The sequence below is a fragment of the Cellulomonas sp. A375-1 genome, assembly GCF_001040865.1.
GTDB classification, from domain to species: domain Bacteria; phylum Actinomycetota; class Actinomycetes; order Actinomycetales; family Cellulomonadaceae; genus Cellulomonas; species Cellulomonas gelida.
Genome location: NZ_LFKW01000033.1, coordinates 14,757 through 30,169 on the forward strand (window position 1 = coordinate 14,757; position 15,413 = coordinate 30,169).

The 15,413-nt window shown below is 72.7% G+C and carries 13 protein-coding genes; 1 reads left to right on the top strand and 12 read right to left on the bottom strand.

The window, feature by feature from the left end:
- Window positions 1-49: 49 nt before the first annotated feature.
- The 11 genes from nuoI to CWIS_RS03735 all read right to left on the bottom strand — a co-directional run bounded on the left by nuoI (window position 50) and on the right by CWIS_RS03735 (window position 12,424).
- A complete protein-coding gene (gene nuoI / locus CWIS_RS03685) occupies window positions 50-760 on the bottom strand; it encodes an NADH-quinone oxidoreductase subunit NuoI (RefSeq protein ID WP_141370921.1) in 711 nt (236 codons plus the stop codon).
- Window positions 761-914: 154 nt separating this feature from the next.
- On the bottom strand, window positions 915-2,279 hold the full coding sequence (gene nuoH, locus CWIS_RS03690; RefSeq protein WP_048341895.1) for an NADH-quinone oxidoreductase subunit NuoH: 1,365 nt from the start codon (window positions 2,277-2,279) through the stop codon (window positions 915-917).
- On the bottom strand, window positions 2,279-4,882 hold the full coding sequence (locus CWIS_RS03695; RefSeq protein ID WP_048341896.1) for an NADH-quinone oxidoreductase subunit G: 2,604 nt from the start codon (window positions 4,880-4,882) through the stop codon (window positions 2,279-2,281). The genes nuoH and CWIS_RS03695 overlap by 1 nt, the downstream gene beginning before the upstream one ends.
- The gene (gene nuoF, locus CWIS_RS03700; RefSeq protein WP_048341897.1) at window positions 4,879-6,219 is read right to left on the bottom strand and encodes an NADH-quinone oxidoreductase subunit NuoF; all 1,341 of its coding nucleotides are present in this window, start codon (window positions 6,217-6,219) and stop codon (window positions 4,879-4,881) included. Before nuoF ends, CWIS_RS03695 begins: the two co-directional genes overlap by 4 nt.
- Window position 6,220: 1 nt before the next feature.
- On the bottom strand, window positions 6,221-7,099 hold the full coding sequence (gene nuoE, locus CWIS_RS03705) for an NADH-quinone oxidoreductase subunit NuoE (RefSeq protein WP_048341898.1): 879 nt from the start codon (window positions 7,097-7,099) through the stop codon (window positions 6,221-6,223).
- Complete coding sequence (locus tag CWIS_RS03710) at window positions 7,099-8,442, bottom strand: NADH-quinone oxidoreductase subunit D (protein ID WP_048341899.1); 1,344 nt, start codon at window positions 8,440-8,442, stop codon at window positions 7,099-7,101. Before CWIS_RS03710 ends, nuoE begins: the two co-directional genes overlap by 1 nt.
- Window positions 8,442-9,236: an NADH-quinone oxidoreductase subunit C gene (locus tag CWIS_RS03715; protein WP_048341900.1), complete on the bottom strand. Its 795-nt coding sequence runs from the start codon at window positions 9,234-9,236 to the stop codon at window positions 8,442-8,444. The genes CWIS_RS03710 and CWIS_RS03715 overlap by 1 nt, the downstream gene beginning before the upstream one ends.
- Window positions 9,233-9,784, bottom strand: a complete 552-nt coding sequence (locus CWIS_RS03720; protein ID WP_048341901.1) for an NADH-quinone oxidoreductase subunit B family protein — start codon at window positions 9,782-9,784, stop codon at window positions 9,233-9,235. Before CWIS_RS03720 ends, CWIS_RS03715 begins: the two co-directional genes overlap by 4 nt.
- Before the next feature lie 87 nt (window positions 9,785-9,871).
- A complete protein-coding gene (locus tag CWIS_RS03725; RefSeq protein WP_048341902.1) occupies window positions 9,872-10,234 on the bottom strand; it encodes an NADH-quinone oxidoreductase subunit A in 363 nt (120 codons plus the stop codon).
- Between the two features lie 34 nt (window positions 10,235-10,268).
- Window positions 10,269-11,561, bottom strand: a complete 1,293-nt coding sequence (locus tag CWIS_RS03730; RefSeq protein WP_048341903.1) for a geranylgeranyl reductase family protein — start codon at window positions 11,559-11,561, stop codon at window positions 10,269-10,271.
- 161 nt (window positions 11,562-11,722) lie between these two features.
- Window positions 11,723-12,424, bottom strand: a complete 702-nt coding sequence (locus CWIS_RS03735; RefSeq protein ID WP_048341904.1) for a demethylmenaquinone methyltransferase — start codon at window positions 12,422-12,424, stop codon at window positions 11,723-11,725.
- 103 nt (window positions 12,425-12,527) lie between these two features.
- On the opposite strand from CWIS_RS03735, the gene CWIS_RS03740 reads away from it, so the two are divergent.
- Window positions 12,528-13,904: an isochorismate synthase MenF gene (locus CWIS_RS03740; RefSeq protein WP_048341907.1), complete on the top strand. Its 1,377-nt coding sequence runs from the start codon at window positions 12,528-12,530 to the stop codon at window positions 13,902-13,904.
- Between the two features lie 188 nt (window positions 13,905-14,092).
- Here the strand turns inward: CWIS_RS03740 and CWIS_RS03745 are convergent.
- Window positions 14,093-15,413 (bottom strand): S1C family serine protease (locus tag CWIS_RS03745; protein WP_048341908.1); only part of this gene is annotated, 1,321 nt, incomplete at its 5' end.

Below are 15,413 nucleotides of genomic sequence, written 5' to 3' on the forward strand. Positions count from 1 at the left end.
GCCGGCAGCGCCCCGGCGGCCAGCTCGGTCGCGCCCGCGACGAGCGCGCTCATCGGACACCGCCCTGGCGGTGCGCCCCGGCGACGTGCTCGGCCATGACCGCGGCCGTCGGGCCGACCTGCTCGGCGGCCGTGAGGCCGGCGCCCTCGGGGAGCGTCGGGTCGTCGGGCCGGTGCTCGCGCACCCACGCCCGCTGCGCGTCGGTCGGGCCCGTGACCTCGCCCCGGTAGTACTCGGTGTCCGTCGTGCCCTCGACCATCGGGTGCGGTGCGGCGAGCATGCCGTCACGCAGCGGCGCGAGCAGGTCGTCCTTCTCGTAGATCATCCCGGCACGCGTCGGGCCGGCGAGCTCGAACTCGTTCGTCATGGTCAGCGCGCGCGTCGGGCACGCCTCGATGCAGAGCCCGCAGAAGATGCAGCGCAGGTAGTTGATCTGGTAGACGCTGCCGAACCGCTCACCGGGCGAGAACTGCGCGTCGGGCGTGTTGTCGCTCGCCTCGACGTAGATCGCGTCCGCGGGGCACGCCCACGCGCACAGCTCGCAGCCGATGCACTTCTCGAGCCCGTCCGCGTAGCGGTTGAGCTGGTGGCGACCGTGGTAGCGCGGCTTCGTCGGGACGGTCTCGCGCGGGTACTGCTCGGTGACCGTCTTGCGGAACATGTTGGACAGCGTCACGCCGAACCCGCCGACGGGGGCCAGCAGTGCGCGCACGCCCGACGCCTTCGGGATGAGCGACTCGTACTGCGGCACGGCGGGCACGCCGACCTCACCGGCGGCCGTGCGCGGCGCGACCGCCTTGCCCGGCGCGGGGGTGGCACCGGCCGGACGCGGCGACGAACCTGCCGGACGCGAGCCTGCCGGACGCGAACCAGCGGGCTGCTGCGGGCGCGGGGCGGGCGGCTTCTTGCGCGGCTCAGCCACCGTGCACCTCCTTCGGGTCGGTCGGCGCATCGGCGCCCGTGGTGGTCTCGTCGGCGGGGGCACCGGCCGTCACGCGCGCACGGCGCGGCGACGGCGGAAGGACCTGGCCGGGCAGCGGGGGCACCGGGTAGCCGTCGGCGAACGCGTCGAGCACGCGCGGCCGGGTGGCGGCCGGCGCCGGCTTCTTCTCGGGGATCAGCAGCGAGATCACGACCCCGACGATCACGACGCCCGCGATCCCGAACAGGATCGTGCGCAGCTCGAGGTCGGCGAACTGCGGGAACTGGCGCAGGCCCTGGACGACCGCGACGAGCACGAGCCAGACGAGCGAGGCCGGGATCAGGACCTTCCAGCCGAGCTTCATGAACTGGTCGTACCGGAACCGCAGCACCGAGCCGCGCACCCAGACGAAGAAGAACATGAGCGCCCAGAGCTTGGCGAGGAACCACAGCACGGGCCAGTACCCCTGCTGCAGGAAGCTGTCCGCGGGGATGAACGGCGCGCGCCAGCCGCCGAGGAACAGCGTGGTGGCGACGGCCGAGACGTTGAGCATGTTGATGTACTCGGCGAGGAAGAACCAGGCGAACTTCATCGACGAGTACTCGGTCATGTAGCCGGAGACCAGCTCACCCTCGGCCTCGGGGAGGTCGAACGGCAGGCGGTTGGTCTCTCCGACCATCGACACGATGTAGATGACGAACGCGGGCAGCAGGGGCAGGAACCACCACAGCTGGGTCTGCGACGAGACGATCTCGGACGTCGACATCGACCCCGCGAGGATGAACACGCTCACGAGCGACATGCCCATCGCGAGCTCGTAGGAGATGACCTGCGCGGTCGAGCGGACCGCGCCGAGCAGCGGGTACGTCGAGTTGGACGACCAGCCGCCGAGCACGATGCCGTACACGCCGACCGACGCGCACGCGAGGATGTAGAGCACCGCGACCGGGAAGTCGGTGAGCTGCAGCGGCGTCTCGACGCCGAACATGTTCACGGTCGGCCCGAGCGGGATCACCGCGAACGTCAGCAGCGAGCAGAACACCGCGATGAGCGGCGCCACGATGTAGACGACCTTGTCCGCGGCCTTGACCGTCATGTCCTCCTTGAACAGGAGCTTCATGGCGTCGGCGAGGGACTGCAGCAGGCCGAAGGGGCCGTGCACGTTCGGGCCGGGGCGCACCTGCATGCGTGCCACGACCTTGCGCTCGAACCAGATCGCGATGAGCACGCTCGTGAGCAGGAAGACCAGGATCCCGACCGACTTGATGAGCCAGATCCACCACGTGTCGTTGCTGAAGTCGGCGGCGGTCGAGCGTTCGGCCGCCGCCGCCATCCCCGCAGCCAGGACGCTGTGCATCAGGCCTCCTCGTCGTGCGCCGGGGCGAGCGGGGCGGCGCCCGGCGTGAGCCGGACGAGCGCACCGCCGACGGCGTGCAGCGTGTCGCGCACGGCGGAGCCGGGCGAGTTGGTCGGCAGCCAGACGACGAAGTCCGGCATGTCCGTGACCAGCACGGGCAGGGTGATCGTCCCCGCGTCGGTGCCGACCGCGAGCAGGTCACCGTCGGCGACGCCGACCGACGCGGCCGTCGCGGCGGAGACGCGGGCGACGGGCCGCTTCGCGGTCCCGGCCAGGTGCGGCTCACCCTCCTGCAGGCGACCGGAGTCGAGCAGGTGGTGCCACGTGGCGAGCACGGCGTGCCCGGCCGGCACCGCCGGCGGCTCGCCGGGGGCGACGTCGGGCGCGTCGACGCGTGCGCCGTCCCAGCCGCCCAGCTGGTCGAGCTCGGCGTGCACGTCGGCCACCGAGTCCAGGCCCAGGTCGACCCCGAGCTCCGCGGCGAGGCCGTGCAGCACGCGGTGGTCGGGCAGCGCGTGCGAGACGAGCGCCTGCGGGAAGGGCCGCGGGCGGCCCTCCCAGGTCACGAACGTCCCGGGCTTCTCGACGGGCGGCGCGACCGGGAGCACCACGTCGGCGCGCTCGGTCACCTCCGACGGTCGCACCTCGAGCGACAGGACGAAGCCGACCTTGTCGAGCGCGTCGCGCACGAGGGCGGGGTCCGGCAGGTCCGCCGGGTCCACGCCGCCGACGACGAGAGCGCCCAGGCCGCCGTCGCGCGCTGCGGCGACGATCTGCGACGCCGACCGGCCGGGAGCCGTCGGCAGCGCCTCGACTCCCCACGCGGCGGCGAGGTCCACGCGCGCACCGGCGTCCGCGACGGGGCGGCCGCCCGGCAGCAGGGTCGGCAGCGTGCCCGCCTCGACCGCACCGCGCTCACCCGCGCGCCGGGGCACCCACGCCACGCGGGCACCCGTGCGCGCACCGAGCCGCAGGACCGCGGAGAGCGCACCGGTCGACGACGCCGCGCGCTCGCCCACGAGCACCACGGCCCCGGGCGTCGCGAGGGCCTGTGCCAGCGAGGACAGCACGTCCTCGTCGGCGTCACCCACGACGCCGTCGAGCACCTCGGCCTCCGTGCCGGGAGCCGCCGGCACGAGCGTGCCGGACAGGCGCTGCAGGCCACGGCTGTCGAGCGCGGCCACCGAGTAGACCGTCGTCGTGCCCTTGAGGACCGACTCGCGCAGGCGCAGGAAGAGGATGCCGCCCTCCTCCTCGGCCTCGAGGCCCACGAGGAGCACGGTGGGAGCCGCCGCGACGTCGGCGAACGTGACGTCGAGCGTGCGCCCCGCGACGTGGTGGCCGAGGAAGGCGGCCTCCTCGTCCGAGTGCGGGCGGGCGCGGTGGTCGACGTCGTTCGTGCCGAGCGCGACGCGCGCGAACTTGGCGTAGGCGTACGCGTCCTCGAGCGTCACGCGACCGCCGGGCAGCACGCCCACGCCTCCGGCCTCGAGCGCCGTGCGCAGGCCCGCCGCAGCGGCGCCGTACGCCTCGAACCAGCTCGCGGGCCGCAGCTCGCCGCGCGAGCCGTCCGCGAGGCGGTCCCGCACGAGCGGCGTCGTGAGGCGGTCCGGCGAGGACTGCCAGCGGAAGCCGAAGCGGTCCTTGTCGGTGATCCACTCCTGGTTGACCGCGGGGTCCTCCCCCGCCAGCCGCCGCATGACGACACCGCGCCGGTGGTCCACGCGGATCGCGGAGCCCTGCGAGTCGTGCTCGGAGACGCCGGGCGTGGAGACCAGGTCGAACGGGCGGGCGCGGAAGCGGTACGCGGCCGACGTCAGCGCACCGACCGGGCAGATCTGCACCGTGTTGCCCGAGAAGTACGACGCGAACGGCCGGCCGCTCGTGTCCACGGTCGAGGCCCCGACGGGCACCTCGCCCGCGAAGCCGAGCACCTCGACGTCGAACGTGCCGATCTGCTGCTGCGCGCCGCGCTTCTGCAGGTCGATCCACACGTCGCCCGCGATCTCCTCGGAGAACCGGGTGCAGCGCTGGCACAGGATGCAGCGCTCGCGGTCGAGCAGGATCTGCGTCGAGATCGCGATGGGCTTGGGGAACGTCCGCTTGATGTCGACGAAGCGGCTCGTCGCGCGGCCGTTGCTCATCGCCTGGTTCTGCAGGGGGCACTCGCCGCCCTTGTCGCAGACCGGGCAGTCGAGCGGGTGGTTGATGAGCAGCAGCTCCATGACGCCGTGCTGCGCCTTGTCCGCCTCGGCGGACGTGTGCTGCGTCTTGACCTCCATGCCCGGGGTCGCCTCGAGCGTGCAGGAGGCCTGCGGCTTCGGCATCTTCGCGACGTTGCCGTCGCGTCCGGGCGCCCACACCTCGACGAGGCACTGGCGGCACGCGCCCGCGGGGGCGAGCAGCGGGTGGTCGCAGAACCGCGGGATCGCGATCCCGAGCTGCTCGGCCGCGCGGATCACGAGCGTGCCCTTGGGCACGGTCGTCTCGACGCCGTCGATGGTGAACGTGACCGTGGCCGCGGGCTCGGCCGGCACCGGTGCCGGTGCGGCCGGGACCAGCGGGGTCCCGGCGGCCTGCGAGCGGTCCGAGGTGATCGTCATGCGTGCACCCCCGCGAGGGCCGAGCCGGAGCGGCGCGGCGTGTAGTCGAAGAGCGCGCTGCGCTCGGGCGGGAACAGGACGTCGGCCGGCGTGTGGCACCCGGCCTCGAACTCCTCCCGGAAGTACTGGATCGCGCTGGTGACGGGGCTCGTCGCGCCGTCACCCAGCGCGCAGAACGCGCGGCCCAGGATGTTGTCGCACAGGTCGAGCAGCAGGTCGATGTCCGCCGGCGTGCCCTGCCCGCGCTCGAGGCGCTGCATGATCTGGGCGAGCCAGAACGTGCCCTCGCGGCACGGCGTGCACTTGCCGCACGACTCGTGCTTGTAGAACTCGATCCAGCGCGTGACCGCGCGGACCACCGAGGTGGTCTCGTCGAAGATCTGCAGCGCACGCGTGCCGAGCATCGAGCCCGCCGCGCCGACCGACTCGTAGTCGAGCGGGACGTCGAGGTGCTCGGCCGTGAAGATCGGCGTCGACGAGCCACCCGGGGTCCAGAACTTCAGCGCCCGGCCGCCGCGCATGCCGCCCGCCATCTCGAGCAGCTCGCGCAGCGTGATGCCCAGCGGCGCCTCGTACTGCCCGGGGCGCGTCACGTGCCCCGAGAGCGAGAACAGCCCGTGGCCCGTCGAGCGCTCGGTGCCCATCTGCTTGAACCAGTCGGCGCCGCCCACGACGATGCCGGGCACCGACGCGATCGACTCGACGTTGTTCACCACGGTCGGGCGCGCGTACAGGCCCGCGACCGCCGGGAACGGGGGCTTGAGCCTGGGCTGGCCGCGCAGGCCCTCGAGCGAGTCGAGCAGCGCGGTCTCCTCGCCGCAGATGTACGCGCCGGCACCGGCGTGCACCGTGACCTCGAGGTCGTAGCCCGAGCCCAGGATGTTCGTGCCGAGGTAGCCCTTGGCGTAGGCCTCCTCGACCGCACGCAGCAGCCGGCGGTACACGTGCACGACCTCGCCGCGCACGTAGATGAAGGCGTGGTGGCAGCCGATCGCGAACGACGTGATGATCACGCCCTCGATCAGGTGCTGCGGGCTCGCCATCATGAGCGGGATGTCCTTGCACGTGCCCGGCTCGGACTCGTCGGCGTTCACGACGAGGTAGCGCGGGCCGCCGTCGGGCGCGGGCAGGAAGCCCCACTTCATGCCCGTCGGGAAGCCTGCGCCGCCGCGGCCGCGCAGGCCCGAGTCCTTGACCATGGTCACGACGTCCGCCGGGGGCAGCGTGAGCGCGCGGCGCAGGCCGCGGTAGCCCCCGTTGGCCTCGTACGTCGCCAGGGTCCACGAGCGGTCGGCGTCCCAGTGGTCGCTCAGCACGGGGGTGAGGGTGGTGGCCACCTCAGTCCTCCTTCGCGTCGGACGAGGCCTGCTTCTTGTCCTGCTCGGCCGACGACGCGTCCGCGGCCGTGGTCACGGGGCGCTCGGCGCTCGACTGCTCGCCGCCCGTCGTCGGCTTCGCCGTGCGCGGTGCGGCCTTCGCCCGCGACGACGAGCGCGCGGGCTTGTCGTCGCCCGGGAACGGCGGCGCGGTCCAGCCCTCGTCGCGTGCGAGGACCGTGCCTCGCAGCGTCGGCTCGCCGGCCCCGACACCCTCGTCGGCCCGGCCGTCCAGGAACCCGGCCAGCACGTGGGACATCTCCTTGAAGGAGACGACCTTGTCCGCGCCACGCGACGGGGCGACGTCCTCGCCGGCCCGCAGGCGGTCGACGACCTCGGCCGCCGAGGCGGGCGTCTGGTTGTCGAAGAACTCCCAGTTGACCATCATCACGGGCGCGTAGTCGCAGGCCGCGTTGCACTCGACCCGCTCGAGCGTGATCTTGCCGTCCTCGGTGGTCTCGTCGTGGCTGACGCCGAGGTGGTCGCACAGGTGCTCGTAGATCGCGTCGCCGCCCATGATGGCGCACAGCGTGTTGGTGCAGACCCCGACGGTGTACTCGCCGTTGGGGTGCCGCTTGTACTGCGTGTAGAACGTCGCGACCGCCGAGACCTCGGCCGTCGTGATGCCGAGCGTCGCGGCGCAGAACGCGATGCCGCGCGGGCTCACGTAGCCGTCCTCCGACTGCACCAGGTGCAGCAGCGGCAGCAGCGCGGAGCGCTCCTGCGGGTAGCGCGCGACGATCTGCGCGGCGTCCGCGTCCAGCCGCGCACGCGTCGCGTCGTCGTACGACGTGCGGTGCGCCTGACCCTCGCCGCGCGGGACGAGCTCCTCGACGGACATCAGCGGTCCACCCCTCCGAGCACCGGGTCGATCGACGCGACGGCGACGACGACGTCGGCCACCTGCCCGCCCTCGCACATGATCGACGTCGCCTGCAGGTTGTTGAAGCTGGGGTCACGGAAGTGCGCGCGGTACGGGCGCGTGCCGCCGTCCGAGACCAGGTGCACGCCGAGCTCGCCGCGCGGGTGCTCGACCGTCTGCCACACCTGGCCCGCGGGGACGCGGAAGCCCTCGGTGACGAGCTTGAAGTGGTGGATCAGGGCCTCCATCGAGGTGCCCATGATCTCCTTGATGTGCGCGAGCGAGTTGCCCATGCCGTCGGACCCGATCGCGAGCTGTGCGGGCCAGGCGATCTTCTTGTCCTCGACCATGACCGGTCCGGGGTTCTTCTCGAGCCGGTCGAGCGCCTGCCGCGCGATCTTGATCGACTGGTAGATCTCCTCGAGGCGCACCTCGAGCCGGCCCCACGAGTCGGCCGTCTCGGCCGTGGGGACGTCGAAGTCGTACGTCTCGTAGCCGCAGTACGGAGCGGTCTTGCGCACGTCGTACGGCAGGCCGGCCGAGCGCAGCATCGGGCCGGTGATGCCGAGCGCCATCGAGCCGGCCAGCCCGAGGTAGCCGACGCCCTTGAGCCGCAGCTGCAGGATCGGGTTCGCCAGCATGAGGTCCTCGAGCTGGCGCAGGTAGTGCTCGACGCTCGTGAGCGCCTCGCGCGTGGCCTCGATGCCACCCGCGGGCACGTCCTGGGCCACGCCGCCGGGGCGGATGAACGCGTGGTTCATGCGCAGGCCGGAGATCAGCTCGAAGATCTTGAGCAGCTCCTCGCGCGCCGTGAAGCCGACCGTCATGATCGTCGTCGCGCCGAGCTCGTTGCCGCCGGTCGCGATGCACACCAGGTGCGACGTGATGCGGTTGAGCTCCATCATCAGGACGCGGATGACGTTCGCGCGCTCGGGCACGTCGTCGGTGATGCCCAGCAGCTTCTCGACCGCGAGGCAGTACGCGGCCTCCTGGAACAGGGGCGCCACGTAGTCCATGCGCGTGCAGAAGGTCACGCCCTGGGTCCAGGTGCGGAACTCCATGTTCTTCTCGATACCTGTGTGCAGGTATCCGATTCCGGCGCGCGCCTCGGTGACGGTCTCGCCGTCGATCTCGAGCATGAGGCGCAGCACGCCGTGGGTCGACGGGTGCTGCGGACCCATGTTGACGACGATGCGCTCCTCGCCGAGGCGAGCAGCCTCCTCGGCGATCTCGGACCAGTCGCCGCCGGACGCCTCGAACGACGGGATGCCCGTCGTCTGGTCGTCGACGATGTGGCCCGTGGCGTGGGGTGTGGTGCTCATCAGGTGTAGGACCTCCGCTGGTCCGCGGGCGGGATGGTGGCGCCCTTGTACTCGACCGGGATGCCACCCAACGGGTAGTCCTTGCGCTGCGGGTGACCGGGCCAGTCGTCGGGCATCTCGATCCGGGCGAGGCCGGGGTGCCCGTCGAAGATGATCCCGAAGAAGTCGAACGTCTCGCGCTCGTGCCAGTCGTGGCCCGGGTAGACGCTCGTGGTCGACGGGATGTGCGGGTCGCCCTCGGGCACCGCGACCTCGAGCCGCAGCGTGCGCGAGTGGGTCACCGACGTCAGGTGGTACACGGCGTGCAGCTCGCGACCCTCGTCGTGCGGGTAGTGCGCCCCGGACACGCCGAGGCCGAGCTCGAACCGCAGGTCCTGGTCGTCGCGCAGGTGCTGCGCGACCTCGACCACGTGCGCGGCCGCGACGTTCAGCGTCAGCTCGCCGCGGTCCACGACCACGGACTCGACCGCGTTCGCGAACCCCGTGCCGGATGCGTCGAGCAGCTCGGTGAGGATGTCGACGACCTCGTCGAACCAGCCGCCGTACGGACGCTCGCTCGGGCCGGGCAGGACCACCGTGGTGACCAGGCCGCCGTAGCCGCTCGTGTCGCCCGAGCCCTGCGCGCCGAACATGCCACGCCGGACGTCGACCAGGTCGAGCGGCGTGCGCGGCCCCGCCGCGGGGACGTTCTGCGAGCCCGCCTCGAGCGCGGCCTCGCTGGTCGCCTGCGCGCCGAGGGTGCCCTCGCCGGGCTTCGTCGCCTCGGCGGCGTCCTTCTTCGCGTCGTCGCTCATCGCAGCAGACCCGTCATGTGCGAGGTGGGCGTGGCCGCCAGCGCCGCCGCCTCGGCCGCCGCGGCGGCGTCCTTGCGGTTCACGCCCAGCGGCTCGTTCTGGATCTGGTCGTGCAGCGTGAGGATCGCGTTGATGAGCATCTCCGGCCGCGGCGGGCAGCCCGGCAGGTAGATGTCCACGGGCACGATGTGGTCGACGCCCTGCACGATCGCGTAGTTGTTGAACATGCCGCCCGACGAGGCGCACACACCCATCGACAGGACCCACTTCGGCTCGGACATCTGGTCGTAGACCTGACGCACGACCGGGGCCATCTTCTGGCTCACGCGGCCGGCGACGATCATGAGGTCCGCCTGGCGCGGCGACGCACGGAAGACCTCCATGCCGAACCGCGACAGGTCGTACCGCGGCGCGCCCGCGGACATCATCTCGATCGCACAGCACGCGAGACCGAACGTCACGGGCCACAGCGAGCCCTTGCGGAAGTAGCCGACGAGGTCCTCGATCGTCGTCAGCAGGAAACCCGAGGGTGCTTCCTCGATCCCCATGTCAGGACCTCCTCGTCGTCGTGCGGGACGTGCTCGTTGCCGTGGCTGCCTTGATGGTCGGACACCCGGGACCGACCGTTCGTGACCTCAGTCCCACTCGAAGCCCCCGCGACGCCACTCGTAGACGAACGGCACCGTGATGAGCACCAGGAACACGAGCATCGCGACGAGCCCGAACAGCGCGAGCTCCACGAAGCTCACCGCCCACGGGTAGAGGAAGACGACCTCGATGTCGAAGACGATGAACGTCATCGCGACCAGGTAGTACTTGATCGGGAAGCGCCCGCCACCGATCGCGTGCGGCGTCGGCTGGATCCCGCACTCGTACGCCTCGAGCTTCGCGCGGTTGTAGCGCTTGGGCCCGATGATCGCGCTCGCGCCGACGCCGCCGAGCGCGAGGACGGCGGCGATGCCCATGAGCCACAGCAGCGGCACGTACGGGTTGTTCATCAGGCGTCCTTCCTCGGCGCTGAGGGCAGCGTGGTCATGCGGCGGGGGCGATCCGGGCCAGGCCGGCGATCGTGCGGTCCACGATGTCACCGCCGTGCGGTTCGTAGCAGTCGGACAGGAGCTTGAGCACGAACTTCATGAGCAGCGGCCGGGGCAGTCCGTGGCGCGTGCACAGCCGCATGATCTCGGGGTGCTCGATGAGCTTCACGAAGACGCGGCCGAGCGTGTAGTACCCGCCCAGGTCGTCCTTCATGCGGCCCTGGTAGGTGGCGAGCGCACGCTCGCGGCCGGCTGCGGTCCCGCGCGCCAGGCCCTGCGCGATCGCGTCGGCGGCCACGCGCCCGGCCTGCAGGCCGTAGGCGATGCCCTCGCCATTGAACGGGCTGACCATGCCGGCCGCGTCGCCCGCGAGCAGCAGGCCGTCGGCGTACAGCGGGCCGCGGTTGAAGCCCATCGGCAGTGCCGCACCGCGCACCGGGCCCACCTGGTTCTCGGGCGTGAACTCCCACTCGGCGGGCGCGTTGCGCATCCACGCGGCGAACAGCGCCTTGTAGTCGACCTTGGTCGCCGCGGCCGTCGAGCTCACCGAGCCGAGGCCGACGTTCGCGGTGCCGTCCCCGAGCGCGAAGATCCAGCCGTACCCGGGCATGAGGTTCGACCGGCCCGGCTCGCCGTCCCACAGCTCGAGGTGGGACTCCATCCATGCGTCGTCGTGCCGCGGGGTGCGGAAGTACGTGCGGACCGCCACGCCCATCGGGCGGTCGTCGCGCTTGGTGCGGCCGACGCCCGTCGCGAGGCGCGCACTGACGCCGTCGGCCGCGACGACCACGCGGGCGCGGTACGTGACCTCGTCGCCGGCCCTCTTGCCGTCGTGGTCCACGGGCCGGGCGGTGACGCCGACGACGCGACCCGTGCGCTCGTCGCGCACCGCGCCCGTGACGTTCGTGAGCTCGTGCAGCTTGGCGCCAGCGGCTCGTGCGTGGTCGGCGAGCAGGTGGTCGAGGCTCATGCGCGAGCGCGCGAGGCCGTAGGACGGGTACGACGAGATCTCCGGCCACGGCAGCTCGAGGCGGTGCCCACCGCCGAGCACGCGCAAGCCCTGGTTGCGGATCCAGCCGTCCTGCTCACGGATCGGCACGGCCATCCGCACGAGCTCGGCGACCGCACGCGGGGTCAGACCGTCGCCACAGACCTTGTCCCGCGGGAACGACGCCTTCTCGAGGAGCAGCACGTCGAGTCCCGCGCGGGCGCAGTGGTACGCGGTCGCGGCCCCGGCAGGACCCGCGCCCACGACGATGACGTCTGCGTCATCGGTTGCGACCACCACTGAACACTCCACTTGTGACGTTGTTCACTTGCGCTCGGGCGAGTCTATAGGGGCCTCCGGAGGGTGTCTGCGAAGGCTTACCTCACCTCGTCCGACGAGCCCGCGTACGCTCGATGAACAGCGGGAATCGGACACCGTCGAGGCGTGCCGCAGGCACCGCCTCAGGCCGGTCGCGTCCCCCGGTGCAGAGCGACGATGCCGCCGGACAGGTTCCGGAACGCCACGCTCGTCCACCCCGCGCGCTTGATGGTCACGCCCAGCGCGCGCTGGTCCGGCCAGTCCTTGATGGACTCGGCCAGGTAGGCGTAGGCCGCCGAGTCCGAGTCCTTCGCCACCGCGCGCGCGACCTTCGGCAGCGCCTGCGTGAGGTAGCCGGTGTAGACCGCGCGGAACGGCGCGAACGTCGGCGTCGAGAACTCGCAGACCACGAGCCGCCCGCCCGGCTTGGTCACGCGCAGCATCTCCGCGAGCGCGGCCGGGACGTCCGGCACGTTGCGCAGCCCGAACGAGATCGTGACCGCGTCGAACGACTCGTCGGCGAACGGCAGGTGCAGCGCGTCGCCCGCGACGAACGGCAGGTCGGGCCGGCGCCGCTTGCCGACCGACAGCATCCCCTCGGACAGGTCGCACGGGACGACGAGCACGCCCGCGTCGGCGAGCGGCTCCGACGAGGTGCCCGTCCCGGCTGCGAGGTCGAGCACGGTCTCGCCCCGCTGCGCGCCCAGCGCCGCGAGCGTGGCCCTGCGCCACTGCCGGTCCTGGCCCATCGAGAGCACGTCGTTCGTCCGGTCGTAGCGCTGCGCGACGGAGTCGAACATCGCTGCGACCTCGTCGGGCTGCTTGTCCAGGTTCGCTCGCGCCATGGGCCCATCGTGCCAGCCCGGACGCGCTCGGCACGACGTCCCCGGCCGCAGGGCCCGGCGCGTGGCGCGGACCATCGCGCACGCGGGCCTACCCTGGTCGGTGATGAGCACGCTGACCTCCGCCCCTGCGGAGCGACTCCCCCACCCCCTCGTCGTGCGGACCGTCGCGCTCGACCTCGCGGGCGCTCCGTCGTCCGACGCGACGGACGGGACGCTCCCCGAGGCCGACCCGACGGACCTGCTGGACCTGCTGCCCGCCCCGGGCGCCGAGACGGCCGACGGTGCCGCCCCGCTCGCGTGGGTGCGCCGCGGCGACGGGCTGGTCGGCTGGGGCGAGGTGCTGCGGTTCGAGGTCGGCGGCCCCGGTCGGTTCGCCGACGCCGAGCGCGCGTGGCACGAGCTGCTCGCGCACGCGGTCGTGCGCGACGAGGTCCAGGTGCCGGGTACCGGGCCGGTCGCGTTCGGGTCGTTCGCGTTCGACGAGCGCTCGGCGGCCGGCGGCGTCGTCGTCGTGCCGCGGGTCGTGGTGGGCCGACGAGGCGGGCGCGCGTGGCTCACGACCATGACCGTGGGCGCCGCGCTCGGACCCGTGCCGGACCTCGACGAGCTCGCCGGCGTGCGCGTGCCCCCGGCCTCCCCCGGCGCCGTGACGTACACCGACGGCGCGGTCACCGCGGACGGCTGGCGCGACGTCGTCGCCGCCGGGATCGCGGCGGTGCGCGACGGCCAGGTCGACAAGGTCGTCCTCGCGCGCGACGTCGAGGCGCGCACCGAGCACCCGCTGGACGCGCGGTGGGCGCTGCAGCGCCTCGCGCACGGCTACCCCTCGTGCTGGACGTTCAGCGTCGACGGCATGCTGGGCGCGACGCCCGAGCTGCTCGTCCGCTCCGAGAAGGGCCTCGTGACCTCGCGCGTGCTCGCCGGGACGATCCGCCGCACGGGCGACGACGCCGCGGACCTCGCCCGCGCGGCGATCCTCGCGCACTCGTCCAAGGACCTCGAGGAGCACGAGTACGCGGTCCGCTCCGTGGCCCACGCGCTCGAGCCGTTCTGCTCGTCGACCAACGTGCCCGACGTGCCGTTCGTGCTGCACCTGCCGAACGTGCTGCACCTCGCGTCCGACGTCACGGGCGTGCTCGGTGGCGAGGCGCACGCGCACCCGTCGTCGCTCGCGCTCGCCGCTGCCCTGCACCCCACCGCCGCTGTGTGCGGCACGCCCACGCAGGCGGCCGCGACGCTCATCCGGCGCATCGAGGGCATGGACCGGGCGCGGTACGCCGGACCGGTCGGCTGGTTCGGTGCCGACGGCGACGGCGAGTGGGGCATCGCGCTGCGCTCGGCCCAGACGTCGCCCGACGACCCGCACCGCGTGCGGCTGTTCGCGGGCTGCGGGATCGTCGCCGCGTCCGACCCGGCCGCCGAGCTCGCCGAGTCCGAGGCGAAGCTCGTCCCCATGCGTACCGCCATCAGCTCCGACTGACCGGTTCCACGAGAACGCCGCGCGCCGCTGCGCGTCCGCCGACGTCCCCGGACAGCACGAGGCCCGGCCGGTCGGCTGTCCGCCGATCCGACCGGGCCCGGGCGCGGGACCCTGTCACCGGGTGGGGTCCCGCGCGGTCTCGGCGCGGGCCAGGGGGAGCCCTGCCGAGAGCTCAGCTCAGGCTCGACTCAGCCCTGGTTCTGCTGGAGCCACTCCCACAGCTCCTCGGGCGTCATGTTCTGCAGGTCGGGGACCTGGCCGCCGCGCTGCGGGCCGCCCTGGTCGCCCTGCTGGTCCTGGCCCTGGCCGTTCTGGCCCTGCTGGTCCTGACCCTGGCCGTTCTGGCCCTGCCCGTCCTGACCCTGGCCGGGCTGCGAGCTGGTCGTGTCCTCCTTGGTCGCGAGCGTGACCTCGACGTCGATCGCCTTGTCGTCGCGCACGACGGTCAGCGTGACCTTGTCACCCGACGCGTGCGCCCGGACGAATGCGGTCAGCGACTCGGCGCCGCCCACGGCGTCGCCGTCGATCCCGACGACCACGTCGCCCACCTGGAGCCCGGCGTCCGCCGCAGGCGAGCCCTCGTTGATCTGCTTGACGACCGCACCGGCGCGCGTCACGCCGTCGGCGGTCGCGGTGCCGTCGTCGAGCCCGACACCCAGGAACGCGTGCTGCGCGGTGCCGTTCTCGATGAGCTGCCCCGCGACGTTCTTGACGAGGTCGACGGGGATCGCGAAGCCGAGCCCGATCGAGCCCGACTGCTGCGACGTCGTCGCGATCGACGAGTTGATGCCGATCACGCGGCCCTGCGCGTCGAACAGCGGGCCACCGGAGTTGCCGGGGTTGACCGACGCGTCGACCTGGATCGCGTTCGTCACGGTGGTCTGCGACCCGGACTCGTCCTGGGTCGAGACCGGGCGGTCCACGGCCGAGACGATGCCCGTGGTCACGGTGTTCTGCAGCCCGAGCGGGTTGCCGACCGCCATGACCGCCTGACCCACGCGCACGCCCTCGGAGGTGCCGAGCGCGGCGGCCTCGAGGTCCTTCGGCGGGTCGACGAGCTTGATCGCGGCGAGGTCGGTCGTCGGGTCGGTGCCGACGACGTCGGCGGTGAAGATGCGGCCGTCCGTGAGGGTGACCTGGACCTTGTCGTCCTGCGCGCCCGCCACCACGTGGTTGTTGGTGACGATGTGGCCCGCGTCGTCGATCACGACGCCCGAGCCGAGCGCGGTGCCGGACTGGCTCGTCGTCTGGATCGCGACGACCGACGCCTGGACGGCTGCGGCCACGGCCTGCCAGTCGGGCGAGTCGTCGGTCGAGCCCGAGACCGGGACGGCGTCGTTCGCGCTCTGGCCGAGCTGGGCGAACGAGCTCGAGCCGTTCGAGGTGCCGGTGGCGGCGGCGTCGCGGTCGAGCGCGGACGTCACGCCGAGCGTCGCGGCGGCGGCGACGAGCGCGGCGGCCGCGGCGGCGGTCACGGGGATCCAGACGCGGCCGCGGCGCTGCGCGCGG

Bases quoted from the DNA above. Each gene is read 5' to 3' on its own strand.
- CWIS_RS03710 (WP_048341899.1), bottom strand. From the start codon at position 8,442: ATGAGCACCACACCCCACGCCACGGGCCACATCGTCGACGACCAGACG.
- nuoH (WP_048341895.1), bottom strand. From the start codon at position 2,279: ATGCACAGCGTCCTGGCTGCGGGGATGGCGGCGGCGGCCGAACGCTCG.
- nuoE (WP_048341898.1), bottom strand. From the start codon at position 7,099: ATGTCCGTCGAGGAGCTCGTCCCGCGCGGCGAGGGTCAGGCGCACCGC.
- CWIS_RS03735 (WP_048341904.1), bottom strand. From the start codon at position 12,424: ATGGCGCGAGCGAACCTGGACAAGCAGCCCGACGAGGTCGCAGCGATG.
- CWIS_RS03725 (WP_048341902.1), bottom strand. From the start codon at position 10,234: ATGAACAACCCGTACGTGCCGCTGCTGTGGCTCATGGGCATCGCCGCC.
- CWIS_RS03715 (WP_048341900.1), bottom strand. From the start codon at position 9,236: ATGAGCGACGACGCGAAGAAGGACGCCGCCGAGGCGACGAAGCCCGGC.
- CWIS_RS03695 (WP_048341896.1), bottom strand. From the start codon at position 4,882: ATGACGATCACCTCGGACCGCTCGCAGGCCGCCGGGACCCCGCTGGTC.
- CWIS_RS03740 (WP_048341907.1), top strand. From the start codon at position 12,528: ATGAGCACGCTGACCTCCGCCCCTGCGGAGCGACTCCCCCACCCCCTC.
- CWIS_RS03720 (WP_048341901.1), bottom strand. From the start codon at position 9,784: ATGGGGATCGAGGAAGCACCCTCGGGTTTCCTGCTGACGACGATCGAG.